Source organism: Limnoglobus roseus (assembly GCF_008254045.1).
Taxonomy (GTDB): Bacteria; Planctomycetota; Planctomycetia; order Gemmatales; family Gemmataceae; genus Limnoglobus; species Limnoglobus roseus.
Map to the genome: position 1 here is coordinate 4,291,783 of NZ_CP042425.1, position 26,479 is coordinate 4,318,261.

The window sequence follows — 26,479 nt, forward strand, 5'->3', positions numbered from 1 at the left end:
CTCAGCGCATTCGTGGTGCGGTATGCCGACGAGACCGAAGAACTATCCCGTGACGCTGGACGGCCGGTACTTCGTCGTGCGCGGACGGCTCTGGCGGACGACAAACCCCGACCTTCCCGAAGCGGAGCGGAAGAAGCTGGTCGCCGCACTGTCGAAGGCACGTTCAGCACTCCGTCGTGACGCCGGCACCTCGGCCGAAGATCGGAAAAAGGCCCGCCAGAAGGTGGACGCCGCCAAGCGTGGGCTCGGCGAGCGCGGCCCGGTGTGGTGGACCGACGGCTCGCCGGACTACAACCGGCACATGGCCGTCAACACGCCGTACCGCGAGTGGTTGGAGGGTTTGCCGGACGCCGGATAGCCTGACTTTCCGCCCCAAGCGATGACCACTTTCATCCTCCGGGAGACGCAAAGCGTTCGTCCCTATCCTGTCACCATGACCACCGCACGCCACATCCTCGGCAACCCTGTCACCGCCCACATGCGGACCGACCCCACCCGCATCCCGGCCGGTTCGTCCGTGGGTAAAGCTCTTGAGTACATCCGCGACCACGAGATCGGCGGCCGCGTCGTTTACTTCTACGTCGTGGACGAGACTGACCGGCTCGTCGGCGTCGTGCCCACCCGCCGCATCCTCCGGGCCAAGCCGGACGCTCCGATCGCCGAGGTAATGATCGCCCCGGTTGTGGCCGTCCCGGCTTCGGCCACCGTCCTCGACGCTTGCGAGTTCTTCACCCTGCACAAGCTCCTCGCCTTCCCCGTGGTAGACGCCGACCGCAAACTGGTCGGGTTGGTGGATGTCGATCTGTATACGGACGAGCTTGCCGACTTGGAGCGGCGGCAGGAGAGCGACGACCTGTTCCAACTCGTGGGCGTGTACTTGACCGAGGCCGAGCAGCGGCGGACGGTGCTCGCCGCCCGCAAGCGTTTCCCGTGGCTGTTGTGCAACGTGGTCGGCGGGATGATCGCGGCCGTCATCGCCGACGCCTACGAGGACGTGGCCACCCTCGCCCTTGTAACACCCTTCATCGCCCTGGTGACGGGCATGGCCGAGGGGGTGGCCATCCAGTCCGTGAGCCTCGCCCTCCAGACCCTGCACGGCCGGCGGCCGACGTGGACAGCGATGGGCCGCAAGGTCGGCCGCGAGTTGCTGGTCGGACTGCTTCTGGGAGCCGTGTGCGGGCTGATCGTCGGGCTGGTGGCGTTCTTCTGGAAGGGCAGCTTCCGCGGCGGTCTGTGCTTGTGCGTCGGCATCACCGGCGGGGTGGCCGCATCCGCCGCTGTCGGCATCGCACTACCGTTCCTACTTCGGCTGTTCCGCCGTGACCCGCAGGTGGCCAGCGGGCCGATCGCCCTGGCCGCTGCCGACATGGTCACCCTGCTGCTGTACTTCAACCTCGGCAGGTGGCTGCTCGGGTGAAGTAGAGGCTACAATGCCGTCAGCAACCTCCTGGGGAGAGTGAACATGCTGTGCGGTCACGAAGTCGGCCTCGAACTCATCCCCCCGCGCACGCCGGACGGCTGTGAAGAGTGCCTCCGCACGGGATCTGATTGGGTTCATCTCCGATTGTGCCTGAGTTGCGGCCACGTCGGCTGCTGCGACAGTTCGCCCGGCAAGCACGCCAGCCGACACGCCCGCAAAACGCACCACCCGATCATTGCCTCGTTCGAGGCCGGCGAGCGCTGGGCCTGGTGCTTCATCGACGAGGCGGAAGTGGACCTCCCCGCGGGGGCCGAACCGTTCCTTCGATGAAGGCAGAATCGCTGCTCCGGCAAGGATCGGCAGACCCTCTAGCCACGCTTCTTATCATCGCCCTTCACCACCTCGATCGCCGTGATGACCGAGTCGCCATGCCGCGCAACGAGATTGTGAACTGTGTGCATCCGTGTGATCCGTGTGATGTGTGGAAGATGCCTTCGGACTCGCTGCTTGTCTCGACCCGTACCGTCCGTTACTGGCTTCTAGTACAGCGGAAGATCAGATCAGTGATCGTCGCCAGAATCAGGTCACTCACGCCCTGACCGACCTCCGGATGCGAGCGTATCCATAACCGGAGCCCGCACAGGAGATTCCCATGCTCGCTCGACTTCTCGCGATGTTGGCCGCCCTATTCCTTGCCCCCGCTGCCCACGCCGAGCAGGGGCCGGGGGAGGATGATCGCTGTCGCACCGAGGCCGAGAAGGCCGTGACGATCCAAGTTACGGTCATGAAGACGATCGACGGGGAGAAGGCCAAAGAGGTGACCGTCGAGGCGAAGGTGTTGGGCGTCGAGCGGTCGAAGGCCAAGCTGAAGAAGGGCGACACCGTCACCATTGCCTACTCGCTCCCGACCGTCCGCCGGGCCGGCCCGACCCGGCCCCCCGTCCTTGAGGCCGGCGAGGTGTACCCCGCCTTCCTGAACAAGCGGGACCAGTCGTTCGCCCCGGCCGCCGCCGCGTCCAGCTTCCGGATGACCCCCGAGCCGCCGTACACGGACAAGAAGGCCCAGCAATTCGGCCGCGCCGTCCTCAAGGTCGAGGAACTCATCAACGGCACGCCGACGGGCGAGAAGGCCGAGAAGCTGAAGGCGGAGGTGGTTGGGATCGGCACCGGCGGGGACGTGATGTACCGGTGGATCCAGGCCCGCTTGGGCGACGAGCAGCGGTCACTCGAGGCATGGATTCGCGACACCAACCCGGCGCCGGAGAAGTCCAAGGAGTTGAAGGCCATGATCGCATTCCTTCAAAAGGTCAGCATCGAGATCGACGCCCCCAAGTGACGGTGCGAGAAATGCACGCACAATCTCACCGCCACGCGAACGAACCCGTGCTAGATGACAGGTGGAGTCTCACCCCGTCCCCGAGGTTTCACATGCGAATGCTCCTCCTCGCCGGCCTGGCCGTTGTCCTGACCTTCTCGGTCACCCCGATCCCCGCCAGGTCCGACCCACCGGCCAAGCCCTCAGGCGAAGACGCGTTGAGAGCCAAAGTTGCGGACCTCGAAACCCGTCGCGCCATCATCGAGAAGAAGTTGGCCGAACCGGATTCCGACACGATCCCGTTCGGCGACGTCACCGTGAACCTGGCGGAAGAACGCATGACAGGCTACCTGCGGGTCAAAATCACCATCGAGGTGGATGAAACGGCGTTCAAAGAGCTGTCGCGGTTGGTCGAGAAGAACAAGGCCGCTATGAAGAGCTGGGCCATTAGCCATTTGAGCGGCAAGACCGTGAAGGACGTGGGCGGAACGGCGGGCGTGGAACGACTGAAAGGGGAGATTCAGAAGCAGTTCGGAGAGATCCTGGCTCCCAAGGCAAAGCAGAACCCTGTGAAGGCCATCCTTTTCGAGGAATACTTGATCCAGTAGTCACGCCCAGTCCTGCGTCATGGCGTAGAGCATCGTCGCCGCGGTCAGCCCGACGCCGAGGAGCAGCACCCCGAGGACCACGCTGATCGCCAACCCCCACCAGTGGCCGATGAACCAGCCGCCGACGGCCAGAGTGACCGCCGTGAGCAGTAGGGCCAACACCGCGATCACGAAGACGCGGCCGGCGTCCTTGCGGAACTCCGCGGACTTCTAAGCGTCCGACAGAGGCTGATCGGGTGTTTGCGGGGGAACGGCTTCGCTCATCCCGTCAGCTCCGCGAATGATTTGCTGATCTCATCCGCCGACGGCCGTACGAGCTGGCTTACCACCTGCCCCTCTCGCAGGAACACCAGCGTCGGCCACAGCTTCACCCGGAACGACCGCCCGAGCAGCTTGCCCTTGCCATCCTCGATCCGGACATGCTGCACCCCAGGGTGTTGCGCCAGCATGCGGGGCATGTCCGACTGAATCGCCTGGCAGTGCGGGCACCACTCGGCCCCGAACTCCAGCACCACCGGGCCGGGCATGCGGTCCACTTCCTCTCGCGTCGATTCCATCGTGTCTCCCCTCGGGCGATGCCATCGGTATTCTAACCCTCTTGGGTAACGAGGGCAGGACATGGAACTCATCGACGCCTACCTGGCCGGGGCCGGGGCCGTGCAACAAGCGATCACCGGGCTGGCACCGGAGCAACTCAAGGCGTACCCCGTCGCCGGCACGTGGAGCATCCAGGAGATCGTGTGCCACCTCGCCGACTCCGAGGCCCTGTTCGCCGAGCGGATGAAGCGGGTTCTGTCCGAGGACCGCCCACCGCTGCTGTTCGCCGACCCCAGCCGCCACGCCGAAACCTTGGCCTACCAGAGCCGGGACGCCGCGGATGACGCCGAACTGATCGGGATGATCCGCCAGCAGATGGCCCGCATCCTCCGGACCCAGCCACCGGAAGCGTGGGCACGGACCGGCGTACACAACAAAGTTGGGGAGCAGACGCTGGAGCAGTTGGTCCGCAAGGCCGTCGATCACCTCGAACACCACTTGAAGTTCGTGCGGGCCAAGCGCCATGCACTCGGCGTCCCGCCGACTATCGACGCAACACCGTGAGGGTGTCGCGCGGGGTCCCTGGAGTGAATGATGGCGGCCAAAGACGTGATGCTGGCGTGGGCGGACGCGTTCAACCGGCGGGACGCGGACGCCCTGTGCCCCTCTATCACCCGGAGGCGACGAACCACCAGGTGGCCGCCGGCGATCCAGTCGTCGGTCGCGACGCCATCATCCGCGACGCCCGAGGGTTCTTCACCGCCTTCCCGGACAGCACCACCACCCTGGAGGCCATGCACCAGGACGGCGAGTGGGTGATGATCGAGTGGTCCGGCGGGGCGACATGGCAGGGCGAGTTCGCCGGGAGGCCGCCGAACGGGAAGACGTTCCAACTCCGCGGGTGCGGGTTCTTCCACATCGTCGACGACCAGATCCGCTTCCAGCGCGGCTACTGGGACCGAGCCGGCTGGTTCCTGCAACTCGGCATCGCGGTGGAATGACATCCCCAGCAATACCATCCTGTCGAGCGGCATGACGTATCGAGAAGCCAAGGCGTTACTCACCGCCGTCTGGCCACGGCTGCGCATCATCGTCTACCGATCGACGATCCAGCACTTCAAGGAAGGCATCCCCACGGCCGAGGAATTAGAACTCGCCCCCGATGACGAACTGTGCCGGACGCCGGGCCGAGAGACGGTGTTGAGCGGGGACATGACCGGCCAGGACCTGCACCACGAGATCATGAAAGCGTTCAGTCTGGACACGGAAGTAGCGGTTGTTGGTATCCACGGGGCGTGGCGGAGGAATCTCGACGAGCTGTGTGTCCGTTCGGCGAACTCCCTTCTTGATGGTCATGGTAGCCTCGTGGATTCCTTTCATTCGAGGAGTCCCGACTCATGGCGAAGACCCAACGCGACCCGGCCCGTGAACAATTCTGGCGCGACGCCATCGCCGCCTGGCGGTCCAGCGGCCTCACCGTCCGCGCGTTCTGTGAGCGGCGCCAACTGACCGAGACGACGTTCCACCACTGGCGCCGCGAACTCCGGCGGCGGGCCGCCGCCGCACCGCTAACCGCGCCGCCGGCGTTCGTGCCGGTGACGGTCGTGGCGGCGGAGTCGGACCCGGTCCACTCCATCGAGGTCCGCTGCCCCTCGGGCCACGTCGTGACCGTGCCCGGCGCGGACGCGGCCACGCTCCGCGAACTCTTCCAGGCCCTCGCCGCCCTCGCGGGAGAGACGCCGTGCTAAACCTCGCCGCCGCGACGATCTTCCTTGGCCTGGAACCGACCGACATGCGGAAGTCGTTCGACACGCTCGCCGCCCGCGTCCGGGAACACCTGCACGGCGACCCGCTGTCGGGATCTTGGTTCGTGTTCCGCAACCGGGCGGGCGACCGCCTCAAGATCCTCTACTGGGATGGCGACGGGTTCGCCCTCTGGCAGAAGCGGCTGGCCAAGGGGGCGTTCGAGTTCCCCAAGGTGATCGGCCCGGCGATCGGCGTCGCCATCACCGCGACCGACCTGGCCCTCATCCTCGGCGGCGTCGCCCTGAACGCCAAGCGGCGGATGCGGTACACGCGGCCGACGCCGCCGGCTGGATAAATTTCCCCCGGTCACGGCGGATCGTGCAACCCTTCGACGCCCCCGCGCGTCGAAGGGTCATGCCGGACGGCCCTGCCATCCCCGAACCGACCTTACCCGCGGACGTGGCCGTCTTGCACGGCCTGGTCCGCGAACTGCTCGCCGCCAATCACGCCCAGCAGGATCGCATCGCTCAACTCGAGCACCGCCTCGACCAACTCCTCAAACGGCTCCACGGCCCCCGGGCCGACACGGTGCACTCGAACCAGGGCACGCTCTTCGGCGACCCGCCGGCTGACCCGCCCCCGCCCGTCGAACTGCCCCCGAAACCCTCGTCCGCGTCGCGGACGCCGTCCGGCCACGGTCGCCGGCCGCTGCCCGCGAACCTGCCCCGGGAGACGGTCGTCATCGACATCCCCGAAGCGGAGAAACTCTCCGTCGGCGGCACGTGGGTGCGAATCGGCGAGGAAACTTCGGAACGGCTCGACTTCACGCCGGCGAGCCTATTCGTCCGCCGAACCGTGCGGCCGAAGTACGCCGTCCGCTTCGACGACCGGCCCGACCTCATCCGCGTCGCCGAGTTGCCGCCGGAAGCGCTGCCGAAGTGCTCGGCGGCCCCCGGCCTCGTCGCCGACGTTATCGTCTCGAAGCTCGTCGACCACCTTCCGCTCTACCGGCAGGAGAAGCGGTACGCCCGGCAGGGGTACAACTTGGCCCGATCGACGCTCTGCGGCTGGCTGGCCGAGGCCGCCGGCGTGCTGGCGCCGCTCTACGCGATCCTGAAGGCGCGGGTGCTGGCGGAGCCGATCGTGCACACGGACGACACGCCGATCCCGGTCCGTGACCCGGCCCGCGAGCACTGCCGTACCGGCCGCCTCTGGGCGTACGTCTCGAAGGCCGGCGTGGTCTACGACGCCACGGAGGATCGCTGCCGCGACGGGCCGCTCCAGTTCCTGCGGGGCTTTCAAGGCTACTTGCAGTGCGACGCCTACGCCGGCTACGACGAGCTGTTCCGCCGCTCGAAGGGCACCGTCGTCGAGGTCGGGTGCTGGGCGCACGCCCGCCGCAAGTTCGTCGAGGCCGAGAAGACCAGCCCGGCGGTGGCGCACGAGGCGGTAGCCGGCATCAAGGCGCTCTACGCCGTCGAGCACGCCGCGAAGGGCCTCGACCCGCCGGCCAGAGCCGCGATGCGGGAGCGGGAGTCCGGGCCGCGGCTGAGGGGGATGAAGGAGTGGCTCGACCGCCAGCGGGCGACCGCGGTCCCGAAGACGCCGATCGCCGATGCGATCACCTACGTCACGAATCAATGGGGCGCCCTCACCGCTTACGTCCGGGACGGGGACCTGGCGATCGACAACAACGCCGCCGAGCGGGCCGTGAAGCCGTTCGCCATCGGCCGCAAGAACTGGCTCTTTTTCGGGAGCGACCGCGGCGGCCGGACCCTGGCCACGCTGGCCAGCTTCACGGCGACGTGCGCGGCGTTCGGCGTGAACCCGTGGACCTGGTTCCATGACACCCTGACGATCCTGCCGACGACGCCCCTTGACCGACTCGCCACGCTGCTACCCGCCAAGGCGACGTGACCCGATCCACTCCGTTCAACGCACTGCCTGAACTTCGCCGAATGCACATGTGGCGGCGTGCCTGGTTATCGAAAGAGTCTTCGACACGGTGTCGCCGGCAGTGCACTACTTCACCTTCAGCTTTTCGCGGATGGCGGCGATCTGTCGGTCTAACTCGTCGTGACCGCCTTCGAGCGTGAACGCGAACTCCGGGTGATTCCGGCTCAACGTCAGCGCGGCCTCGTCGCACACGCGGGCGTACTCCCTCCGCTCCGACCGAGCGGGACTGACCTGGTACTTCCACTCGTGGAGAGCCCGGGTGTCCTGAAGCATCGGGACCAGCAGATCGCGGTCCCAAGCCGGCTTCACCGTCCGCAGCACGAGGCACAGGGAGATGCACCTCCACGCAGCGGCATCCCGCACGTACTCCTCGTACACCGCCCGGGCCGTCTTCGGGGTGTACCGGCCGAGGGCGATCAGGATGTCGTGCCCGGTGCCGTATGGGCTGTTGGCGTCGGCCGGCTCGGCCCGAATGAGCGGCTCGAACTTGTCCCGGATGATTTGTGTGTCGTCCACACCCGGCACGGCCGCGAGCATGATGCGGCGGTCTTCGGTCCGCTGAAACACCCGCGTGAGGGCCGCCCGGACGAGGGGTTCCTTCGACCACGCGACGGCCGGGATGAAGTGCTCGGTCCGGACGCGGTTCGCCACGGCCCGCCGCATGTAATCGTCCACGTCCTTCCCCTTGCCCACGTCCAGGGCGTCGAGGCGGTCGGCCACCAGGCGGGCCGACTCTTTGGGGAAGTAGTAGAGCAACCGCGTCGCCGCTTGGGTTTGGAAGTCCGACCCGCGGCCCCACCCGTCCAGCGACTTGCCGTTGAAGATGCCGTCGGTGGCGTAGTCGGTCAGCAACGACTGAAACAGCGTGCCGGCCGCGTCGTCCGACTGCCAGATCGCCCGCACCTCGGCGGCGAACTTTCGGTCGTTGGTGACGCTGTTGAGGACGATGCACGCCGTCGGCTGGTAGCGGACCGCGTGATACGGCCGGCCGACGATCTGGCCGAGGGCGACGAAGCAGGCGTCGCCCACCGTCACCGTGTAGGACGTTTGCGGCTTGTCCTCGGACCCCTCGGCCAAGAACTCAGCCACCGGGTCGGCCGGTTGCCACTTGCGCGCCTCGGTCTCGCGGGCGTTGACCGGATTCCGGTACAGTTCGCGGGCGAACGACATGATTCCGAAATTGCCGTCGTGCCGCACCACGATCTTCGTGGCCGCGCTGGCGTCGAGCGATTCAAGCAGTAACGGAATCGCGTCCGGGCCGATCTCCACGAGTTCCTTGAGCGTGGTCGAGGGCCGGAGTTTGTGGTCGGTCAGCAGCAGCATGTGCGCGCGGGTGAGTTGCGGGAGCGGGGTGAACGACTCACCGGTGAGCGTGGGCGATAGGCCGAAGTCGGCGTCCTTCAGTTCAGCGAACTTGGCGATCAACCCCTTGATCTTCGCGACCTGCTGCGGGCCGACCGCCGGCCGCGGGGCAGGACGAAGATTGGGGACCGTTCCCAACCGGACTGTCGGTTTCTCGGCCCTCGTCGCGAGGGCAAACAGCATGATCGAGAAGGACGCGACCAAGGTAGAGATGGGCACCATGCGAATCTCCCGGAAAGGGACCGATGACCGAATGGGCCGCCCCCGTCGAAGAGAATAAACCCGACGGTACGCGGCTTCCGGCTCCCGTTTATCGTACCCTCCCGATCCGAACGGAGCCACCGACATGCCGATCCGATGCCCCAGTCGGCACGCCCGTGGGGTACTCGTCGCACTCGTGGCCGTTGTCGTCGGTTGCTAACCAGTAGCGGTGGACGTGGGAGGGGGCAGGACTGCATGCCGATGTAAGTCCTCACCACTCCCGCGGATAAAGGTCACGTTAGATTCTCACGACCCACCTGAAGGGATTTCGCCGAACTGACACCGAGCTGTGACCATCGAACTGCAAATGAAAAAACCACCGGTGACCGGACAGCCTCTCCCAACTGCCCGAACACCGGTGGTAGTTTCGCGCCGTGCTGACCGAGCCGTATGCCCGAGAGGCCTCTCCCCTCCTCTCAAACACTTTGCTCAGTATTGCTCGACGAACGGTGAACTGCAGCGAGCATGCCAAACAGGAAACGTCATTTGGTGAGAAGGGGTGATTCGCCGAATTGCCTTGATCCGCGAGAGTTTAAAAGCTCGTCGCCGAAGACCTCAAACCTCGACAGCGGCAAAATCGATGTGGTGATCGCCTCGGGGCGTGGCAGTGAGTGCCTTCATCGAAAGCACCATCAGCGGTTCACGTCCTACCCCAAAGCATCAGCACCAACGTCACGGCGAGGAGATAATGGCTAGCGTCAGGGCGCTCACAAGTGACGGCGAAGCCCCTCTTCGTTCGCTTGATCTCGCCGAGACTTTTGTCCCCGACGAGTCGCAGGGACGAGTTGTCGCCCATGAGCGTGCCGATCACCTTGTGGGCCGTGTCCGATACGTTGATGCCGGCCCCGCCCTTGAACCCGCCTCCGCAGTACCCGACCCGCACGTCGTCGGCGTTGAAGATCCCGACCGTCTGCCGGAAGATCGGCAGGCGTTCGTGCAGGTAGAGAACCGGGCGACCATCCTCTTTGCGGACGACGAGGCGGCTTTGCGACGTCAGGCGCTTGTGGCCCATCAACCAGGGGAGCCACGGCAGGCCCGCCACGCCGTCCGGCCAGGGACGGGTCAGGACCTCCGGCCAGGGTTCCGGTCGGGCGATCATCTTCTCACGGCCGTGAATGCGTGCCTCGCCCCTGGGCCAAGGTGGATCGCAAGGGATAACGGCGTATTCCTCCACGGGGTTCTCGCGTTCGGTGAAAAGATTCGGGCGGCATTCCGTCCAGTGCGCTGCGGGGCTTCAGCTGCCCCGGCCGTCCGTCAATCCCCGTGTAGAGCCGGCAGGCCGTAACGCGGGAAGTTCTTCTTCATGAACGCGGTCCCGACATCCGTGACCTTACTTCCCTCACAACTCACGTCGCAGAGCGAGGCGTGCTGACCAAGGGCTTCGATCCCCTTGTCGCCGACCAGCGTTTTGTCGAGATACAGGTGCTCCAGGCTCGTGAGTCCTTTGAGGTGGGCCATCCCCGCGTCGTCGACGGCCGTCCGCCACAGCCCGAGCTTGAGAAGCTGTTTCATGTCCTTGACGTGGGCCAGGTGCTTGCCCTCGACCGGCGTACCATCCAGGTCGATCGTGTCGAGCTTCTTCAGCCCCGCGAGGTACTTCAGGCCGTCCCCGGTGACCTGCTTCTGGCCGATGATGTAAACGTACTCCAGGGTCGGTATCGCCTTCAAGTGGGCGAGGTCGGCATCCTTGACGTCGCACCCCTTCTTCGGGAACAGCACGCCCCGAATCGGTCGGCTCGCGGCGAGCGGTCCGTCGGCACCGTTGATCCTTGCCCCCAGTCTTTCGAGGGCGGTTACGGCTTCCGCTTCGGTAGGGTCGTGGGCGATCAGGCAAGTCAGGAGTGCAATCGTGGCGCCCATCGTAGACCCTCCCCTGTACGAGCGGATTATTTCCCGACGCCGAAGACGAACTGGCACGGGTCACAAATTCTGACCACCGTCGGGGCTGTCTTGAACGTGCCGAGCTTCACGTACTTGTTTAGCGCGTTGAACTCTGTCGCAGCTCGATCACCGGACCATTAATCCGATAGTCGCCGATCACTCTTTGTTGAGCACTGCGTCCGTCACCCAGCACCCCCTGACGTGCGGCCCCGGCCCGCGGCAGTGGTTCAGGATGTCCTCGTTGTCGCACCCGGCGTCTTGAAGGGCGTCGGCCAGAATCGGCATCGCCGCGAAGTCACGTGACTCGTACATCCCCTGCGCGATAGCGACCGCGGTGTCGGTGAGCCACGCCGCGGCGAACGCCACCGGGCGGAACGGGTTCCCGAAGATGTCTCGCACAATATCTGCTTGCGCGTTGCGCTCGTGTTCCCAATGCGCTCGCCATTCGTCCGAATGGCGTTCCGGCCCGCTTCGATCGTTGCCCGGGTCGATCCGCATGAGATTCACGACCGAGGTGCGAAGTACTTGGTACGACCCGGTGTGGATGTAAGGGCGCTCGAGTTGCGCGACGAACAGGCACTCCAGAAGCGAGACGCTGATTCGGCGCTGAGAGCTGTCTCGGGGGAAAGGCGCGGCTACCGAGTCGATGCGATCGTGCATGGCCTCATTCGAGTTGTCGATTGTTGTAAGCCCATCGGCCCCGCGCTCGCACTCGGCGAGATGTAATACGACCGAAGCGTGTGGGACGTACTGTTCGATCCGCCTCCCATAACCGCAAACGGCAAGAAGGCACCGCCGTCCCGAAACCGGTTGGGGCAGGCTCCTCAACATCGCCGAGGCGTCGCCGGAGGTCCGCCATTCCGCTTCGGTCATCGGTTGTCCCCGTCGGCATTTTCTCCGAGCTTATCCCCTAGCTTTCATCACCCTCTCTCCCGTAGTCGCGCGCTGATCTTCCCCTGTACCGGTAGTCATTCATCGCGCGAGCAGGAGAGGACGTGGCAGGAGCCGATTGCCGAACCAGCCCAGCGTCTGACCGACGTGATCCACCACCGAACGGGCTCGGCGGCGACACGTCTCGAACACGGACATCAGCACCCCCTGCGCTCGCGCGCCCGAGTCCGTCCGGTTGCCGCCCCACACCTTCCGATTCACCACCGCCGGGCGGATGGCCTGCTCGGCCTGCCAGTTGGTGGGCTCGATCCGCGGGTCGAACACGAACGCGAACCACTGCTCGAAGTGGTTCCGCAAGTGCTTCGCCAAGGTCGCGTACTCGGGCACGGCCCGCGGTCGGCTCACCAACTCCAGCAGGCGGTCGTCGAACGATACCCGATGCGCGTCGCGTTGGTCGTCGGACCACGCGCCCGGCACGTACTCGTTGCGCCAGTGGATCGCCTCGGTGAACAGTCCGATCACCTGTCGCGGGAACCGCACGGCTCCGCGGGTGGCACCCGCCAGCCGCTCCCGGGCGCGGCGGAGTACGTGGGCCACGCACTGCTGGTGGATCGCGTCCTCGAACCGCTCGTAGGAGGCGAACCCGTCGTGGCTCAGGACGCCCGACCAGTTCCGCCCGATCACCCGCTCCAAGGGGTCGGCACTGCGCTTTGAGTCGATGGCGTAGGCGGTGGCCCGGTCACCGACCCAAGCGTGAAGCCAGGCCGGTTGCCCTCCGATCCGCCACCCCGTCTCGTCGGCCGCGATTTGCTCGGACGACCGCACCTCGTCGAGGATGAGCCGGTAGTCGGGCTCCAGCCGGGTCGCGGCCCGCAGGCCGATCTGGGCGCTGGCTCCGCGAGTCAGCGTGATGCCGAACAGGGTCTGGAAGATCGACGCGACCTTGCCGTGCGACAATCCCATCTGGGTGTGCAGGAGCGTGGCAGCGGCCTGCGCGTCGGGGCCGATCTGGCTGGCCGCAGCGCCCAGCGCGTCGGAGGTCTGGAGCGGGTGCCGGCCCTGGGTACGCTTGCCGCACGACTCGCAGTGCCCGATATGGACGCTGAACTTGCGGACCAGTGGGGCGCGCGGGATGTCGGTCTGGAACTGGTCGGCAGTGCCCGTCTCGACGATGCGGCCCCGGCAGTGCGGGCACGCATCGGGGAGGTTGGCGTCGTGGCGCTCGGCAATCGGTTCGGTTGGCGAGGGGCGGTGGCGATGAGTGCCGTGGGCGTCGCCCGACTTGCGGCCCGGCGTCTTCGGGTCGGGCTTGGGCGGCCCCTTGCGGAACGGGGCGGCTTGGCGCTTACCGGCGCGTGTTGCCTCCTCCAGCTTCCGGGTCAGTTCGGCGACCTGGGCCGTGAGTTCGGCGACCTGCTTGGAGAGTTCCCGGCAACCGGGACACACCGGCTCGTCCATGCGCGTATCGTAGTCGCAGGGGTGGGAAACCACCACTCACCGCCCGAGGGCGCTAATCAAGTACCTGACAGAAGCGCCCGGCGAAGAAGAAGGCATCGGAGTAAGAGACCGGACAGTAAATGATCCGCAACCCTCGCGTTCGAAGACGCGAGGGTTTTCCGTTCGCATCACTTCTCGTCCGACCAGCACCCGAGCAATCGGCGAACGACGACGAGTTGCCCGAGGTGATAGTTCGCGTGGTCGGCGACCAGCATCGCCTCCCGAAGGACCGTCTGCCCGTACCCGTGTTCGAGTTTGGCGAACAGGTCCGTCTTCGGGTCCGACACCAACGCCTCCATGCGTGCGGCGTCCGCGTGATAATGGGTGATCGCCCGGCCCCACGCCGCCTCGTCGGGCGGCGCATCCCCATCTGGCCAGTACCCGTCCGGCCACACGGGGGACTTGTGCTCAGGGTTTACGGAAAATTCCACGATGTCCCACTGCGCGATCCGCAGATGTTCGAGCAACCGCCAGGGGGTGTGCGGGATGGGGGAGGCCTTGGCGCCGCGAAGCGCGGGCGGGATGCCCTCTGTCGCCTTCTCGAACGTCAGGTGAGCGGACCCGCCGTGCAGCAGTTCGAGCAGATGGTCGCGGAGCTTTTGTTGTGGATCGGTCGACATTCACCAGCCCTCTATGATCTCGAGACGTCGGGGCATCATAGCGCCGATCGACGCCGACGCAATCTGAACGCCAGCCTGATCGACATCGCAGTTCGTTACCAAATGAACTTAAGGAACAAGAGACCGTCGCCAGTTTTGGTTCAGTTCTTCGACAGATTTTCCAGTAAGCCTCTTCCACACGTCAGGGCTGTACGTATTCATACGCAAATGCGTATTCAAATCCATAACTAGCGTAGGGTTATAATTCTTGGCAACATAAGCCAGGAACGAGGCAGTTGTCTTATAGCCTGCGTCGTACCTGGCTTTCTCTGGAGAGAGGTCGACTGCGTTCTGCGATTCATACTTCCAGAAACGAATGTAGTCGGCGATCCCTTCCACAAGCCAACCATGCAATTTTTTGTTTCTATAGTTCTGAACGCAGTGGACAGCTTCGTGGACAACGACGCCAAAATCGTTCGGGTGCGCTCTGAAATATTGAAATGATCCGGTAATGATCCCCCCTTCCGATGAGGCCAAGCCGTTTGGATCATTCTTCAATACGAAACGAATTTGCGTTGCCGGCTTGAATTCTTTGCTGGCTAACTCAGAGCAGATCATCGGGTATTGTGTCTCGCAAATTTTGATTGCCTGCTCGCCCCACTCGCGCATTCCTGGTGCAGCTGTGACATCCAGAGAAAACTCAACCGGATAGCGAAAGGTGCGAACCTGGGGGTTCGAATCAATCGCGATTTCTCGGATGACGAGTGGGTGTTTCATATCTTCTGATGGGCGAATGCGAATTGCAATTGTCGATCGGCTCATGCCGATAATTTTCGCTACCCCTCCATCAAAGACTCCCGCCTGTTCAAATTTACTGCCATCTGAAGAAACTTCTAGCAAACCGGCGTCTAGAGAATCCATACCGTTTGGACGGCCAGTGAGAACGTTAACCGATGCAAGTTTGACCGACTCGCCAAAGGTCAAAATGACATAGTCTTCCTTTGTTGCATTTCGGTTGGACGCGAAGAAAGTGTTCGGCTCGGCATCAAATGCGAACTGACGTATTTGCCCACCTGCAGTAGGAAGGGATGAATCAATTTTCACCAGGTGCGTGTTTCGGATTGCTGCCTGTGCAGGAGTGACTTGCCCTTCCTGTTTTGGCGCAGGAGCTACCGCCGCAGCTTCTTGTTTAGGAGCGGAAGGAACTGCCGCCATCTCTTGCTTAGGAGAAACTCGTTGATCAGGAGTTTTCGCGGCAGTGACGCCTTGGACCAGGTCGATTTCTGATTTCGCGGGCCCAGATTCTACTGTCACTCGAATTGTTTCGTTTTTGTTAATCGTGAACTCAGATTTTGAGAGCTTCAGTTCCTCTGATCCCTCGAATCTGATCTTGTAGTTTCCCGTATCAATTTTCTTACGTCGCTCTTCCGGTACGAACCGGTATTTTTCCTTGCCGTCTCCGCCGGTGAGTACCAGTATGCCATTCTTAACTTTGGCCTCCACTGCCGGCTCGTCGATCTCAATCACTAACGTCCCGCTTGGCGAGCCTGAACGCATTAGTGTACCGACAAGCAAACTCCCAATAAGCAGACAGCCAGTTATCGCAGCAATAAGCCACCATCTGGACCGTATGCGGTCCTTTTCAATGGATTTATTGCTTTTTCGAGAATTCCGATGGGGCGTGGAGCGGCTCTTTGGTTCCGGCTTTGGTGATTCGCTGAATTGATCGAACGGATCCTGCATCACGGGGAAGTTTTTTTCGACAATGACGACATCGATGTCAGAAACGCCGATTTGGGACTGCTTCAGATATCCATCGATCGCTTCTACAATCGTTTTCATCGAGGAGAATCTCGCTGCGGGATCTTTCGCCATCGCGGTTTCTGCAATAGTTGAAAGAGCCTTATCAGCCTCGGACTGAAATTCACTAACGATAGGAACCGGTGCCGTAAGAATTTGGCTGAGTACACCGATGAGCGTGCCGCTGTACGGCGTCTTGCCCGTGAGCATCTCAAACAAAATCACGCCGATCGCATATATATCGGTAGCGGGACCAATGGAGGCCAGATCGCCTCGGACCTGCTCGGGAGACATATAGCTTGGCGTGCCAAGGATGCCTCCCTCTTTGGTCAATTTTGCCTCATTTGGGTTTACTTCTGTTACACGCTTTGCAAGCCCGAAGTCCATGATTACCGGTACATCATTCGGCAGCAGCATCACATTCCCAGGTTTCAGGTCGCGATGGACGATCCCCTTACGGTGAGCGTGATCGAGACCTAAAGCCATAGCTCGCACGATCTCGGCAGCCCGAGCCGGCGGCATCAACTTCTCATGCGCAATCTCACTGTCAAGCGGTGTACCTTGAATAAGCTTCATCGAAATGAATGGTCGCCCATCAAGCACGCCGGTATCGAAAATAGTGCAGATGTTCGGATGGTCGAGAGCAGCCACCGACTTTGCTTCGCGGACGAAGCGTTCGGTCTTTTGAGAATCCGATGCATCGAAAAACGGTAATTTGAGCGCGACCTCTCTCTCAAGCGTTGAATCGATTGCGAGGTAAACCGCTCCCATTCCTCCGCGTCCCAGCAGTTTCTGAATCCGATACCTGCCGAATTTTGCGGGCAAGACAGGAAATGGATCTTGCGTTGATATGGGTTGGACCTTGGCCGTATTTTCAGTTATACCGTTGAAGGTTGCGGTAGCGACGAAAGCAACCCCACACTTCGGACACTTGACAGATCGCCCCGCGACGGTGTCATTGGCTGTGCAAATTGCGCCGCAACTTGGGGCAGGACATCTCAGGCGTATGGCGATGGCAAACCTCGGGTCTAAGCCGAAGGCTACCGGCGCGGTTACTCCGCAGTCGGCAGTGGGGGGATGTGCGAAGTAGTTTACGGGCCAAGTCTAGCCACCGCAATGCTCTTCAGTTCAGTACTCTACCGCCCCTACGACGAGATGATTTTTCACCTCAATCGCGATGATAATCATCTCACCATTCTCAGCGTAGTCGCGATCGGCAGCCTGAAGCCACTCCATTCGCCCCTGCAGGCAGTGGACGTAAATGCGTTCGAGATTTCGCCCGGTCACGGTTACTTCTTTCGTATCGCTTTCACCGACGAACCGCAGCTTGAACGACGTGGACGGCATATACTCGGCCTGCGTGTCCATGCCGCGGTAGAGGAACGAGGTCCACCCGTTCCGCCCCCTGATCGTCAGTGCAGTTACCCATCGATCCTTGGCGATGGCCGCACAGCGTCCGAGGTCTTCGACGGCTACCTCGCCACGATCAACGCCATGCAGAACACCACCAACCGGAGCAACGACAATGAAACGCCGCTTCCTGATTGCCGCCTTACTTCTGGCCGGGTGTCAGCCCTCCGCCAAGCCATCGCTGGCAATCCTGCCGCCCGCTGACCTCGTCGCGCGGTGTGAGCGGTTGCCAGACCTGAAAGGCGATTCCCTGCAGGCCGTATACGACTACGCCCTCGCCACGACTTTCGCATATCACCGCTGCGAGGCCAAGCACGCCGCGCTCGCGAAGTGGAGCCGGGAGGTGAACCAGTGACCCCGTACCGGCAGAGCCGAATCGGCAAACAGGTCAACGGACTGCTCGGCGGATTCGCCGTCGGCTTTCTGGTCGTACTCCTTTTCGCCCTGTGCTCCTGCGTGTCGTGCCCCGCAGGCAAGGACGCACTCTGCCCGACGTTCCCGACCGCGGCACCGAGACAATAGTCGGCCGCGCGAACGGCGAATCGGGAACCCTTTCAACGGTCGCCGACTCCGCGGAGGAGTTTGAACAACGACGAACCGCCCGGCAAGCCACGCCGCCCGAGCGTAAGCGCTTGGTCGATTCCCGCCCACGATTCCCCCGGCGCCGCCGCAACCGCCCCGGACTTCACCGCCGGCCACCGCCCGGTCCGCCGCTTGTGCTCCTCGGCCCACGCACGGATTCTCCCGCCGACAAACCCGGCAGGTTGCGGGCGTACCTCACCCCGCGCTTCCGCGCCAGCAGCTTCGCCACCGAATCGCTGCCCGGAAGCCCTCGCGTTCCCGCCACCATGGCCGAATCGACCAAGTACCACGTTTCGGTCGGGGCCGCGACCACGACTCCGCATTCACGCCGGGGCCACTTCCCGGTTTCAGCCCGTTGCACGTCGGCCCACCCGGGGATCAGTTCGGCCGTCAGGAGCATGGCCGACATGTGGTTGCGGACGCCGCGATGCGCTTCAAGGAACTGGGGCAGCGTACAACCGCCGTGAAGGCCCCGCCCGCCGTTGACGAGCGCCTTGTGAACCGCATTCCACGTCTCGCCCGGCGCGGCCCGCCCGCCCCCTGATGTTTCTTGCGGCCATTCGCTTCCGACGTGTCTGCCTTGACCACAACACCCGCTCCGACGAGTGCAAGGTATAGTGGACCCCGAAACTGAGACCGCCAGGTAAGCTACTCTGGCGGCCCTCGGAGGTGGTCCTGATGACGGCGAAGCGGAAGACCCACACGGCGGCGTTCAAAGCCCAGGTCGCTCTGGCCGCGGTGAAGGGCGACAAGACGGTCAACGAGTTGGCCGCCCACTTCGGCGTCCACCCGACCCTCATCCACGGGTGGAAGAAGCAACTCCTGGCCGGGGCCGAGGCCGTGTTCGCCGCCGGAGCGAAGGCGGTCGCCCCCGGCGACGACCAGACACCCGCGCTGTACGAGCAGATCGGCCGGCTCAAGGTCGAGCTCGACTGGGTGAAAAAAAAAGCTGCGACGTTCGGTTGACGACCTGCGGCCGCTGATCGACCCCGGGCACGCCGACCTGAGCGTCCGTCGGCAGTGCCAACTGGTCGGGCTCGGCCGGGCCACGTACTACCGGGGGCCGGCCGAGGAGTCGGCCGACAACCTGGCCCTCATGCGGCGGATCGACGAGCAGTACACGGCCTGCCCGTTCTACGGCAGCCGGCGGATCGCCCGGTGGCTGGCCCGCAACGGCCACCCGGCGAACCGCAAGCGGGTCCAGCGGTTGCTCCGGGTCATGGGCCTGGAAGCCATCCACCCGAAGCCGAAGCTGTCGGCCGGGCGGGGCCACCCGGTGTACCCGTACCTCCTCCGCGGCGTGCCGATCGACCGCGTCGGGCAGGTGTGGAGTGCCGACATTACATACCTGCCGCTGCCCGGCGGGTTCATGTACTTGGCCGCCACCATCGACTGGTACAGCCGGTACGTGGTGGCCTGGCGGTTGTCGAACACGCTCGACGGGGCGTTCTGCCGGGACATGCTGGACGAGGCGTTGGCGGCCGGCACCCCGGAGGTGTTCAACACCGATCAAGGGGTGCAGTTCACGGCCGGGGCGTGGGTCGAGCGGGTGGAGGCGGCCGGGGCGCGGGTGAGCATGGACGGCCGGGGGCGGTGCCTGGACAACGTGTTCGTCGAGCGGCTGTGGCGGACGGTGAAGTACGAGGACGTGTTCCTGCGGGGATACGAGACGGTGACCGAGTTGGAGCGGGGGTTGAAGGCGTACTTCACCTTCTACAACGAGGCCCGCTTGCACCAGTCACTGGGGTACAAGACCCCGGCCGAGGTGTACCGGGCCGGACGGTCAAAAGAGCCGGCGAAGGAGTAGCTTAAATTCGTCGGTTTTTGGTCTCGCAAATGGGGTCCACTATACGTTGCACCCGCGGCTGACGAACGGGCCAGGTGTTCACGGTCGAGTCGCTTCCGAGCCTCGCGGTTGTACGTCGGCGAAGAAGTAAACTCTCTGGCATTCCAGGGCGCAGTCTCGACGTAGTCAACGTAAACGAGTGGCTTGCCTTTGTCGGGATCGAGCCGCGCAACGTGACTGGCGAGTTCCACCATCATGAGCCCCTGCATCTGCCGCTTGAACTTTATGCCGAAGGCGCGGTAGGCGAGCATGCCGGAGGTCTGCAACGCCTTCCGCGCCCAGCTCCAGTGAAAGTGCTGCGGCAGGTCGGTGAGATCCGCTCCGCTCCTGCGCAACTCTTTGAGTGCGCGAAGTCGCTTCGGTTCCCACGCGATCTCGACGTCGATGAGTTCCGACTCGTCGAGCTCCTTATGGAGCATCGCTTTGAGGGCCGCACCTGTCGCGCGTTCGATGATCGCAACGGCCTCTTTTGCTTGGCTCATAGGACCAGCAGCTCCGCTTTCTTCTGGGCCTTCTCATCTTCGAAGACGAGCTTGTCGCCAGCCGCGAGTCGAGCATCGACCATCTGGAAGAGCCTGAGTGCTTGACGAAGGACAGCCGTTTTTGTCAGCTCTTTCCTTTTCGCCAACTCTTCCAGGACCCGCATCTCGGCGTCCGTCAGGTTCAGCGTCATCGTCTTCTTGGCGTCGCTCATTCGTTAATCTCCTAACCGACATGATACATGGAAAACAGCCCAAAAATAATTAAAAATTGGCCGTTATTTACATGCATTTAGAACATTGACACGAATATTTGACGCAAGTTACTGTTGAAATAGCATGTTATGGCTTTAGAAACGGGGTGAAAGCTCGCGACCTAGACATGACGAGCGATGAAGATGGCTAACTGAAAGTTGCTACACCACCTGCTACACCAACGAATGGACACTTGCTGTCGATCAAAAATTGCTAGTTGAAAGACTATATCTGTCAATGACTTGTGACGTGTTGATTTGTCCTATTACCTCTCCGCAGCCGCTTTGCTAAAGCGGCGCTTTCGACCACTGCGGGTAATATCACCACCCTGCTCTTATCGCTGTCCCACACCGCCACGGTTCATGCCCACTCCTGCGGCGGTACTGACGGATTGGGCATCGTGAAGGTCATCTGTTACGTCCCCGGCAAACTTGGGTGGGAGCCGGTCCGGCGCAGATTTCCGCCCCGGCGATTGTGACTGGGGGAGGGCGGAGGGGGCGACCCGGCCGTTCATTGACGGGTGTCGAACTCCACCCCGTGCACCCGGGCGACCGCCAGCACGTCGGCAAACGTCGACGTGATCCGCCGTTCGTCCCGACTGTCCCAGGCGACGATGTGCTCGCGGTACGCGCGGGCGAATTCCTCGGGGCAACCGTCCAAGGGGATCCGCTTGAGGTTCCGAACGTAGTCGGCCTTCTTGTGGTCGCTCAGGCCCAGGAACACCTCGCCCAGGGTCACGTTCCGTTGCGTTTGTTGCGAGATGGCCTTGTCGTACGTCAACGCGGCCCAAATCGCCGCGCGCTCGGCCTCGGCCTTCGCCTTCCGTTTTGCCTCGGCGCTTTCACACCCGACCAGCCCCAGCAGGGCGGTGGCGAGCAGACTGCCGCGGAATGCCAAGTTCATCACTCCTCCGCTGTCAGGTCGATGGGCGACCGGGCTTACTCAACACGTGTCCGCCGGAAAACCCAAACCGATCGGTGGTTCTGAGCCTTCATTGATCCCGTCCCCTCCTCGGGCACCCGATCCGGAGATGAACACGCACCGCGCGGGCCGCTCGGCTCGCGTGTGGTCAGTCCGGCTTCGGGGCCGGACTCTGAAACCGAGACGGGCGGCGAGTATTGGTTGACGACCGCCCCCAAGGCGTGCCGGGCGGGCGCGGGGTTTCTCAACACGAGGGCCCCGGTGGGTGTGATTCTAGTTTGACACTGAACTCGTGTCAAGCGTCCGGGGCCCGATAATCGTGCCTCATGGCGACGAAGTCTCAGCACTCCCGGGCGTACCGGCCGCTGCCGGAGTTCCTCCGGGGCGTGCGGGAGACCGCGGGGCTGACCCAGCGGGAGTTGGGCATTCGGATGGGGAAGCCGCAGAGTTGGGTCTACAACTGCGAGACGGCGAACCGGCGGGTGGACGTGACGGAATTCATCCGGTGGGTGACGGCGTGCGGGGCCGATCCCGCGGGGGCGTTCGCGCAATTCCTGGCCCAGGCGACCGACGGGGGCCGGCCGTAACGCCGACGGCCCGGACAACGCCCGCCCCGCGGTGGGCGAGCCGGCCGGTCCTCTTGATCGGCGAGGCGACCAGATTTTTCCGGCCGGTCCGAGGCGGGTGGCCGCCGGTTGCGACCCCATTGACCGCCCGACCCTCCGCGCCTCAAGTGGTTCCCCGCCTCGGCGCGGCACGTTGCGTTCGCGGCGATCGGGCGGGACGACCGGGGTCGTGACGACAGACCGCCGTGATCCGCCCTTCGAGTGATCCTGGCGGTCTGTCGTCTCGCCGGACCGGTGGGCGAGACCGCATGCCGGTCCGGCGAGAGAACAGACCGGGGCGTTCTCGTGCCGTGCCCGTTCGGCGATCGATCGTCCTTTCCCCGCCCGCTCCAGGCTACCTCTGAACCCTGTCAAGCGTAGTCTCTCCGGATTGCGGGATTTCATCCGGCATCCGATGCCCACGTCACGTCGGTTGCTGCCACGGGCCAAGTGATAAAAAAAGGCGACCGCGTGCGGCCCGCCACCCGGCGGGCCGCACCCTCGCGGAAGAGGAGGATCGTGTCGCTACTCGGACGTGGTTGATGCCCTCCGCTTCGATCGCGACTTCTTCGCCGGCGGGCCGTGGGCCTCCTCCGCGAAGGCCGTCACAGCCGGGTCGGCGTGGCCCCGCCGCTCGCCGGCCGACCACGCCGCCGGCGGCTGGCATGCCGGCAGCCCGTGCTCCCGGTACAGGTCGTTCAGCCGGCTCCCGTCCGATTCGTGCTCCGAGCGGCTCGCCGACCCGGCCTTCCGCCGGCAGTCGGTCAGCTTGTTCTTCACGACATCCAGCTTGGCGTATCGGTACGGCTCGTTGTGCTTGAGCATCAGGTACGCGATGGTCACCAGCTTGCGGGCCGTGGCGATCACCGCCACGTTGTACTTTTTCTTCTTCCGCAGCCGGCGAAAGAACGCCCCGATCGGGCCGGGGTGGTCGGACGCCGCCTGGACGGCCTGCACGAGCATGGCGCGGGTCTGCGGGCACCCGGCCTTGGTGATGCCGCCGTAGTGCCGCTTGCCGGCCGACTGCCGTAGCCGCGGGGTCAGCCCCAGGTAACTGGCCGCGTGGTCGCCGTCCGGGAACCGGCCGATGTCGCCGAGGGCGGCGAGCAGCGACAGGGCGACGCCGTGGGCGATGCCGGGCAACGTCATGAGCAGCTTGGCCCGGCCGTCGTCGTACGCCATCCCCATGAGCTGGTCGTCGATCTTCTTCAGCTCGGCGTCCACCGCGTCGTACAGCCGCAGGTACAGGTCCACGGCCGACCGCACCTCGGCCGGCAGCGCGACGGCCCGAAGCCAGGCCACCCCCTTGCGGCAGAACACGACCTTGACCGGGGGGACGACGAGCAGTTGCGCGAGCAGGCTCTGGACGCGGTTCTTGATGCGGGTGCGGTCGGCGATCACCCCGCCGCGGACGGTGGTGAGCTGCCGCAGCTTCTGGGTGGCCGCGTCCGGCGTCCAGACCGTCGGCAGGTAGTCGCACCGGAGCAGGTGCGCCAGCACCTCGGCGTCGATCTTGTCCGTCTTCACCTTGGCCTGGGCGATGGCCTTGATCTGGAGCGGGTTTCCGACGGTGACGGCGGCCACGAACGGCCGGAGGATGTCGGCTACCGCCCACGTGTTGGTGGTCGCCTCAGCGGCCAGCCGGTCGGTCGCCTGGAGTTTGACACGGGCGAACGCCTCCAGGGCTTCGCGGCGGCACTCGACGGTCTCGCGGAACAGCACTTGGCCCCGGTCGTCCAGGGCGCACACGACGAGCATCTTCTTGTGCAGGTCCAACCCGATGAACCTCATCCCGACCTCCCTTCGGCCCGTGCGTTCCGTGCCGCGAGGCCCTCGTACGGGCGGGGCCTCGCGGCACGGAACGCACGGCGGCGGTATGCGCACGCGAACCGTCCGGTCGTCGTGCTGGGACTCCATTGCGATTGGGCCGAGCGGCATCTACCTCTTCGAGCTCGCGGCTCATGCGGGTGAGCCGTAGGGGTGGTCAGTTAAAAAAACGGGCTCGCGGCCCATAGCCATCATCGACCGGCCCCAAGAAGGAACGGCCCCAAGCCTTCGGGAGAAGGCGTGGCTTCTTGCCCCACACCCGCGTGGGACATCTCATGCGGCGGTGTCCTCAACGACAACCGGCGGTTCGTAACGAGCGTGCCTCGCCGCAGCTCGCGGCGTCTGAATGGTTCATACCCGTAAAAGAAATCGCCGGGCGGCCCCTTTCAGGGCCGCCCGGCGTCGATGTCGCCGGGGGCGGGTCAGGCCCGCCACGGGCGGGCGACCGTGCGGCACCACAGGCCGGCCTGGACGGCGAATGCCGTGAGGCCGACCCCGACGCCGCTCAGGGCGGTGGCGACCGGGTGGGACGCGGCGGCCACGGTCGCCGCGGCGGCCCCGACGCCGGCGGCGATCGCTCCCGCCCGCTTCAGGTGCCACGCGACGTGGCACGCCCGGCGGACGGACTGGGCCCTCGCGGCGAGCGTCGTGGCGTACGCCTTCGCCTGCCCGGTAACGGCCCGGACGGCGGCGACGGCCTTGTCGGCGAGGCCGGTCACCGCACCTTGCACGGCACAGGCGGCCCGCCGACAGCGGGTCAAGAACGCCGCACGCCGGGACGGGCGTGCGTCCGCGACGGACGGGATCCCGGCCGGGGACGGGCCCATGGCATTGCGGATCAGGGCCAGTGTGGACGGGTCGGACAGGGCGGTGGTGACGAGGTGGCGGAGGGCGTCCGCCGTGCCGTCCCGGACGGCGTCGCGAACGGCCTCGGGGAGGGCGTCGGCGAGGACGTCGAGGATCCCGTCGAGGCGGTCGAGTTGGTCGGACAGTTGCTTGCGGGGGCGGCCGTTGGGGCACGCGGTCGTTACGCTCATGGTCGGTCTCCAAAGATGAGGGTCGGGGGAAACGGGTCGGGGATCGCCGTCGGGTGGGCCGGACCCGCGGACGGGCGTCCCGGGGCTGGGCCCGGGAACCGGGCGGCGGTTGCGGGGTCAGTCGGTCGGGGCGGGAATGAGGTCGGTCGCGGCGGCCACCGCCCCGAGGGCGGCGACGACGGCCGGGTGGCCGGTCAGGGCGGCGAGGCCGGCGGCCAGGCCGACGCCCAGGGACGGCCACCCGGGGCACCGCCGGCGGAGCAGCCACCGGGCGGCGAGGAGGCCGGCGGACACGGCCGCCGGCCACCGCCCGGGGACGGCGGTGGTCGGTAAGGCCGACCGCTCAACGGCCTCGGGGTCATCTTCGTCGACCTCCTCGGAGGACGGGTCGACGTCGTCGTCCCAGCGGGTGGTCGCCCGCGGGGACGCCCGGTGTTGAGGTGGTCGCGGGGCGGCGGGGTGGCCGCGGACGGCGGCGGCGAGGACGTCGTTGACGCACTCGGCGACGATCCGGCCCATCTCGGTGGCGACGGCCTCGCGGACGCGGGCCTTCAACTGGACGAGGGCGTCGGTCAGCCGCGCGAGGCGGTCGCGGACGTGCGGGATCAGGGGGTGGGCCACGGCGGCTCCTTTCACGGGCCGAGGTTCAGGGACTTCAGGCTGGAGTCGACGGACGCCAGGGCCCTCTGCTCCTTCTTCCTCGCCTTCAACATCGCCACCAGGCGGGATGCCGCCTGGGTGGCCTCGAACAACAGCGACCGCAGGGCCTCGGCCTCGGCGAGGGCGTCACCGGGGTCGGCCGGGTCGCGGGCGGGGCCGTTGGGGGCGGGGAGTGTCATGGGGGATCGATTCTCCGAAGCGGGTCGGGGGTGAGGGTTCGGGGGACCAACGGCAACGACCGGGGCGGCGGCGGCCACGATCGCGTCGGGGGGGAGGTTGGCGGCCATCCACGTCAGGCCGTCGCCGCACGCCACGACCGGCTGGCCCTCGCCGACCACGCGGATCGTCGAGCAGCCGAGGGCGACGGCCCGGAGCAGGAACGCCCGGTTCACGGCCACCCGGCTCGGGCCGTTCGTGACGTTCGACTGCGGCAGCACCAACTCGGCGGTGTCGCCGGAGGCGTCATCCCGACCGCGAACCACGGCCAACCGGCCGGGGGCCAGGTCGAGGGTCACCGGCCGCTTGTCGTCGCGGGAGCCGGGCAAGGCGGGCAGGCCCTCGGCGAGCAGGATCGCGTCGCGCGGGTCGAGGTCGAGGGTCGTCGGTGTCAGCGCCCGCGGCACCACCGCGGCCACGTCCGGGAACCGCCCGAGGGCGTCGATCGTCAAGAACGCGGTCCACGGCCCGGCCCGCACGACGAGGTGGTCCTTGGCCCGGCCGACGCCCACCGTCGCCGCCTTCGCCCACGCGGCCGCCCCGAACAGGGGCACCGCCGGGACGAGGACGGTGTCGGGGAACGGCAGCGGGAAGCCGGTCCGCCAGTACGCGGTGACGCCGTCGGACGCGACCACGTCGCCGGTGTCGCCCCGCACCTGCACGTGGGACAGGGCGAACCGGTTCGACTCGCGGGACGTCGTCCGCCCCGCTTCGTGCAGGGCCGCCGCGAACGCGGCCGGCACCGGCGACAACGTCGTCGGTTCGATT

Annotated in this window: 32 protein-coding genes; 14 read left to right on the plus strand and 18 right to left on the minus strand. The window is 65.2% G+C overall.

Annotation, left to right across the window (positions count from 1 at the left end; all coding sequences use genetic code 11):
* Positions 1-22: 22 nt before the first annotated feature.
* The 5 genes from PX52LOC_RS17840 to PX52LOC_RS17860 all read left to right on the plus strand — a co-directional run bounded on the left by PX52LOC_RS17840 (position 23) and on the right by PX52LOC_RS17860 (position 3,343).
* Positions 23-358 (plus strand): hypothetical protein, encoded by a 336-nt coding sequence (locus tag PX52LOC_RS17840; RefSeq protein WP_149111373.1) that lies wholly within the window; start codon positions 23-25, stop codon positions 356-358.
* A gap of 75 nt (positions 359-433) precedes the next feature.
* Entirely contained in the window at positions 434-1,417 is a 984-nt protein-coding gene (locus PX52LOC_RS17845; protein WP_149111374.1) for a magnesium transporter, read from the plus strand.
* Between the two features lie 45 nt (positions 1,418-1,462).
* Entirely contained in the window at positions 1,463-1,750 is a 288-nt protein-coding gene (locus PX52LOC_RS17850) for a UBP-type zinc finger domain-containing protein (RefSeq protein WP_149111375.1), read from the plus strand.
* Between the two features lie 322 nt (positions 1,751-2,072).
* The gene (locus PX52LOC_RS17855; RefSeq protein WP_149111376.1) at positions 2,073-2,756 is read left to right on the plus strand and encodes a hypothetical protein; all 684 of its coding nucleotides are present in this window, start codon (positions 2,073-2,075) and stop codon (positions 2,754-2,756) included.
* A 98-nt stretch (positions 2,757-2,854) separates the two neighbouring features.
* Positions 2,855-3,343, plus strand: coding sequence for a flagellar basal body-associated FliL family protein (locus tag PX52LOC_RS17860; RefSeq protein ID WP_168219068.1), 489 nt, complete (start codon positions 2,855-2,857; stop codon positions 3,341-3,343).
* Here the strand turns inward: PX52LOC_RS17860 and PX52LOC_RS40650 are convergent, their stop codons facing one another.
* Both PX52LOC_RS40650 and PX52LOC_RS17865 read right to left on the minus strand, forming a co-directional pair.
* On the minus strand, positions 3,344-3,514 hold the full coding sequence (locus PX52LOC_RS40650; RefSeq protein WP_168219069.1) for a hypothetical protein: 171 nt from the start codon (positions 3,512-3,514) through the stop codon (positions 3,344-3,346).
* An 89-nt stretch (positions 3,515-3,603) separates the two neighbouring features.
* Entirely contained in the window at positions 3,604-3,900 is a 297-nt protein-coding gene (locus PX52LOC_RS17865) for a thioredoxin family protein (protein WP_149111378.1), read from the minus strand.
* 61 nt (positions 3,901-3,961) lie between these two features.
* On the opposite strand from PX52LOC_RS17865, the gene PX52LOC_RS17870 reads away from it, so the two are divergent.
* Together PX52LOC_RS17870 and PX52LOC_RS17875 are read left to right on the plus strand one after the other, a co-directional pair.
* Positions 3,962-4,444 (plus strand): DinB family protein, encoded by a 483-nt coding sequence (locus tag PX52LOC_RS17870; protein ID WP_149111379.1) that lies wholly within the window; start codon positions 3,962-3,964, stop codon positions 4,442-4,444.
* Positions 4,445-4,539: 95 nt separating this feature from the next.
* Positions 4,540-4,881: an ester cyclase gene (locus tag PX52LOC_RS17875; RefSeq protein ID WP_218575392.1), complete on the plus strand. Its 342-nt coding sequence runs from the start codon at positions 4,540-4,542 to the stop codon at positions 4,879-4,881.
* Between the two features lie 145 nt (positions 4,882-5,026).
* Here the strand turns inward: PX52LOC_RS17875 and PX52LOC_RS17880 are convergent, their stop codons facing one another.
* Positions 5,027-5,236, minus strand: coding sequence for a hypothetical protein (locus tag PX52LOC_RS17880; RefSeq protein ID WP_149111380.1), 210 nt, complete (start codon positions 5,234-5,236; stop codon positions 5,027-5,029).
* A gap of 41 nt (positions 5,237-5,277) precedes the next feature.
* Here PX52LOC_RS17880 and tnpA point away from each other — a divergent pair, with 41 nt between their 5' ends.
* The 3 genes from tnpA to tnpC (PX52LOC_RS17895) are packed head-to-tail and all read left to right on the plus strand — an operon-like array spanning position 5,278 to position 7,543.
* On the plus strand, positions 5,278-5,628 hold the full coding sequence (gene tnpA, locus PX52LOC_RS17885) for an IS66 family insertion sequence element accessory protein TnpA (protein ID WP_149111381.1): 351 nt from the start codon (positions 5,278-5,280) through the stop codon (positions 5,626-5,628).
* Complete coding sequence (tnpB, locus tag PX52LOC_RS17890) at positions 5,622-5,981, plus strand: IS66 family insertion sequence element accessory protein TnpB (protein ID WP_149111382.1); 360 nt, start codon at positions 5,622-5,624, stop codon at positions 5,979-5,981. The genes tnpA and tnpB overlap by 7 nt, the downstream gene beginning before the upstream one ends.
* A 59-nt stretch (positions 5,982-6,040) precedes the next feature.
* A complete protein-coding gene (gene tnpC / locus PX52LOC_RS17895) occupies positions 6,041-7,543 on the plus strand; it encodes an IS66 family transposase (protein ID WP_149111383.1) in 1,503 nt (500 codons plus the stop codon).
* A 105-nt stretch (positions 7,544-7,648) separates the two neighbouring features.
* Here tnpC (PX52LOC_RS17895) and PX52LOC_RS17900 read toward each other — a convergent pair whose 3' ends face one another.
* The 8 genes from PX52LOC_RS17900 to PX52LOC_RS17935 form a co-directional block, all read right to left on the minus strand.
* Positions 7,649-9,166 (minus strand): hypothetical protein, encoded by a 1,518-nt coding sequence (locus tag PX52LOC_RS17900; RefSeq protein WP_149111384.1) that lies wholly within the window; start codon positions 9,164-9,166, stop codon positions 7,649-7,651.
* A 679-nt stretch (positions 9,167-9,845) separates the two neighbouring features.
* The gene (locus PX52LOC_RS17905; protein WP_149111385.1) at positions 9,846-10,304 is read right to left on the minus strand and encodes a hypothetical protein; all 459 of its coding nucleotides are present in this window, start codon (positions 10,302-10,304) and stop codon (positions 9,846-9,848) included.
* A 155-nt stretch (positions 10,305-10,459) separates the two neighbouring features.
* Entirely contained in the window at positions 10,460-11,065 is a 606-nt protein-coding gene (locus tag PX52LOC_RS17910; RefSeq protein ID WP_149111386.1) for a leucine-rich repeat domain-containing protein, read from the minus strand.
* Between the two features lie 177 nt (positions 11,066-11,242).
* The gene (locus PX52LOC_RS17915; protein ID WP_149111387.1) at positions 11,243-11,485 is read right to left on the minus strand and encodes a hypothetical protein; all 243 of its coding nucleotides are present in this window, start codon (positions 11,483-11,485) and stop codon (positions 11,243-11,245) included.
* Between the two features lie 573 nt (positions 11,486-12,058).
* Positions 12,059-13,435: an IS66 family transposase gene (tnpC, locus tag PX52LOC_RS17920; RefSeq protein WP_149111388.1), complete on the minus strand. Its 1,377-nt coding sequence runs from the start codon at positions 13,433-13,435 to the stop codon at positions 12,059-12,061.
* 167 nt (positions 13,436-13,602) lie between these two features.
* Positions 13,603-14,094 (minus strand): DinB family protein, encoded by a 492-nt coding sequence (locus tag PX52LOC_RS17925; protein WP_149111389.1) that lies wholly within the window; start codon positions 14,092-14,094, stop codon positions 13,603-13,605.
* A gap of 108 nt (positions 14,095-14,202) precedes the next feature.
* Positions 14,203-16,698, minus strand: coding sequence for a protein kinase domain-containing protein (locus PX52LOC_RS17930; protein WP_261368403.1), 2,496 nt, complete (start codon positions 16,696-16,698; stop codon positions 14,203-14,205).
* A gap of 303 nt (positions 16,699-17,001) precedes the next feature.
* Positions 17,002-17,241, minus strand: a complete 240-nt coding sequence (locus tag PX52LOC_RS17935; RefSeq protein WP_149111391.1) for a hypothetical protein — start codon at positions 17,239-17,241, stop codon at positions 17,002-17,004.
* Between the two features lie 157 nt (positions 17,242-17,398).
* Between PX52LOC_RS17935 and lysC the strand changes: the two genes are divergently transcribed.
* From lysC to PX52LOC_RS17945, 3 genes are all read left to right on the plus strand, one after another.
* Positions 17,399-17,638, plus strand: coding sequence for an Rz1-like lysis system protein LysC (lysC, locus tag PX52LOC_RS17940; protein ID WP_149111392.1), 240 nt, complete (start codon positions 17,399-17,401; stop codon positions 17,636-17,638).
* Positions 17,635-17,805, plus strand: coding sequence for a hypothetical protein (locus PX52LOC_RS40655; protein ID WP_168219070.1), 171 nt, complete (start codon positions 17,635-17,637; stop codon positions 17,803-17,805). The genes lysC and PX52LOC_RS40655 overlap by 4 nt, the downstream gene beginning before the upstream one ends.
* A gap of 735 nt (positions 17,806-18,540) precedes the next feature.
* Positions 18,541-19,672, plus strand: a protein-coding gene (locus PX52LOC_RS17945; protein ID WP_390637529.1) for an IS3 family transposase whose coding sequence is annotated in 2 segments (ribosomal slippage) — positions 18,541-18,822 and positions 18,824-19,672 — 1,131 coding nt in all. Because the reading frame shifts where the segments join, the coding sequence is not laid out codon by codon here.
* On the opposite strand, the gene PX52LOC_RS17950 is transcribed toward PX52LOC_RS17945, so the two are convergent.
* The 3 genes from PX52LOC_RS17950 to PX52LOC_RS17960 form a co-directional block, all read right to left on the minus strand.
* Positions 19,579-20,193 carry a hypothetical protein gene (locus PX52LOC_RS17950; RefSeq protein WP_149111393.1) on the minus strand — a complete coding sequence of 205 codons (615 nt, stop codon included), beginning with the start codon at positions 20,191-20,193 and terminating at the stop codon, positions 19,579-19,581. The genes PX52LOC_RS17945 and PX52LOC_RS17950 overlap by 94 nt on opposite strands.
* Positions 20,190-20,405, minus strand: a complete 216-nt coding sequence (locus PX52LOC_RS17955) for a ribbon-helix-helix protein, CopG family (protein ID WP_149111394.1) — start codon at positions 20,403-20,405, stop codon at positions 20,190-20,192. The genes PX52LOC_RS17950 and PX52LOC_RS17955 overlap by 4 nt, the downstream gene beginning before the upstream one ends.
* 550 nt (positions 20,406-20,955) lie before the next feature.
* Positions 20,956-21,348, minus strand: a complete 393-nt coding sequence (locus tag PX52LOC_RS17960) for a hypothetical protein (protein ID WP_149111395.1) — start codon at positions 21,346-21,348, stop codon at positions 20,956-20,958.
* A 344-nt stretch (positions 21,349-21,692) separates the two neighbouring features.
* Here PX52LOC_RS17960 and PX52LOC_RS17965 point away from each other — a divergent pair, with 344 nt between their 5' ends.
* Positions 21,693-21,953, plus strand: coding sequence for a helix-turn-helix domain-containing protein (locus PX52LOC_RS17965; RefSeq protein ID WP_149111396.1), 261 nt, complete (start codon positions 21,693-21,695; stop codon positions 21,951-21,953).
* 543 nt (positions 21,954-22,496) lie between these two features.
* Here PX52LOC_RS17965 and PX52LOC_RS17970 read toward each other — a convergent pair.
* The 4 genes from PX52LOC_RS17970 to PX52LOC_RS17985 all read right to left on the minus strand — a co-directional run bounded on the left by PX52LOC_RS17970 (position 22,497) and on the right by PX52LOC_RS17985 (position 26,454).
* Positions 22,497-23,762: an IS110 family RNA-guided transposase gene (locus PX52LOC_RS17970; RefSeq protein WP_168219071.1), complete on the minus strand. Its 1,266-nt coding sequence runs from the start codon at positions 23,760-23,762 to the stop codon at positions 22,497-22,499.
* Positions 23,763-24,220: 458 nt separating this feature from the next.
* Positions 24,221-24,835, minus strand: a complete 615-nt coding sequence (locus tag PX52LOC_RS17975) for a hypothetical protein (protein WP_149111398.1) — start codon at positions 24,833-24,835, stop codon at positions 24,221-24,223.
* Positions 24,836-24,952: 117 nt separating this feature from the next.
* Positions 24,953-25,456: a hypothetical protein gene (locus PX52LOC_RS17980; RefSeq protein ID WP_149111399.1), complete on the minus strand. Its 504-nt coding sequence runs from the start codon at positions 25,454-25,456 to the stop codon at positions 24,953-24,955.
* Positions 25,457-25,467: 11 nt separating this feature from the next.
* The gene (locus tag PX52LOC_RS17985) at positions 25,468-26,454 is read right to left on the minus strand and encodes a hypothetical protein (RefSeq protein ID WP_149111400.1); all 987 of its coding nucleotides are present in this window, start codon (positions 26,452-26,454) and stop codon (positions 25,468-25,470) included.
* Positions 26,455-26,479 lie beyond the last annotated feature (25 nt).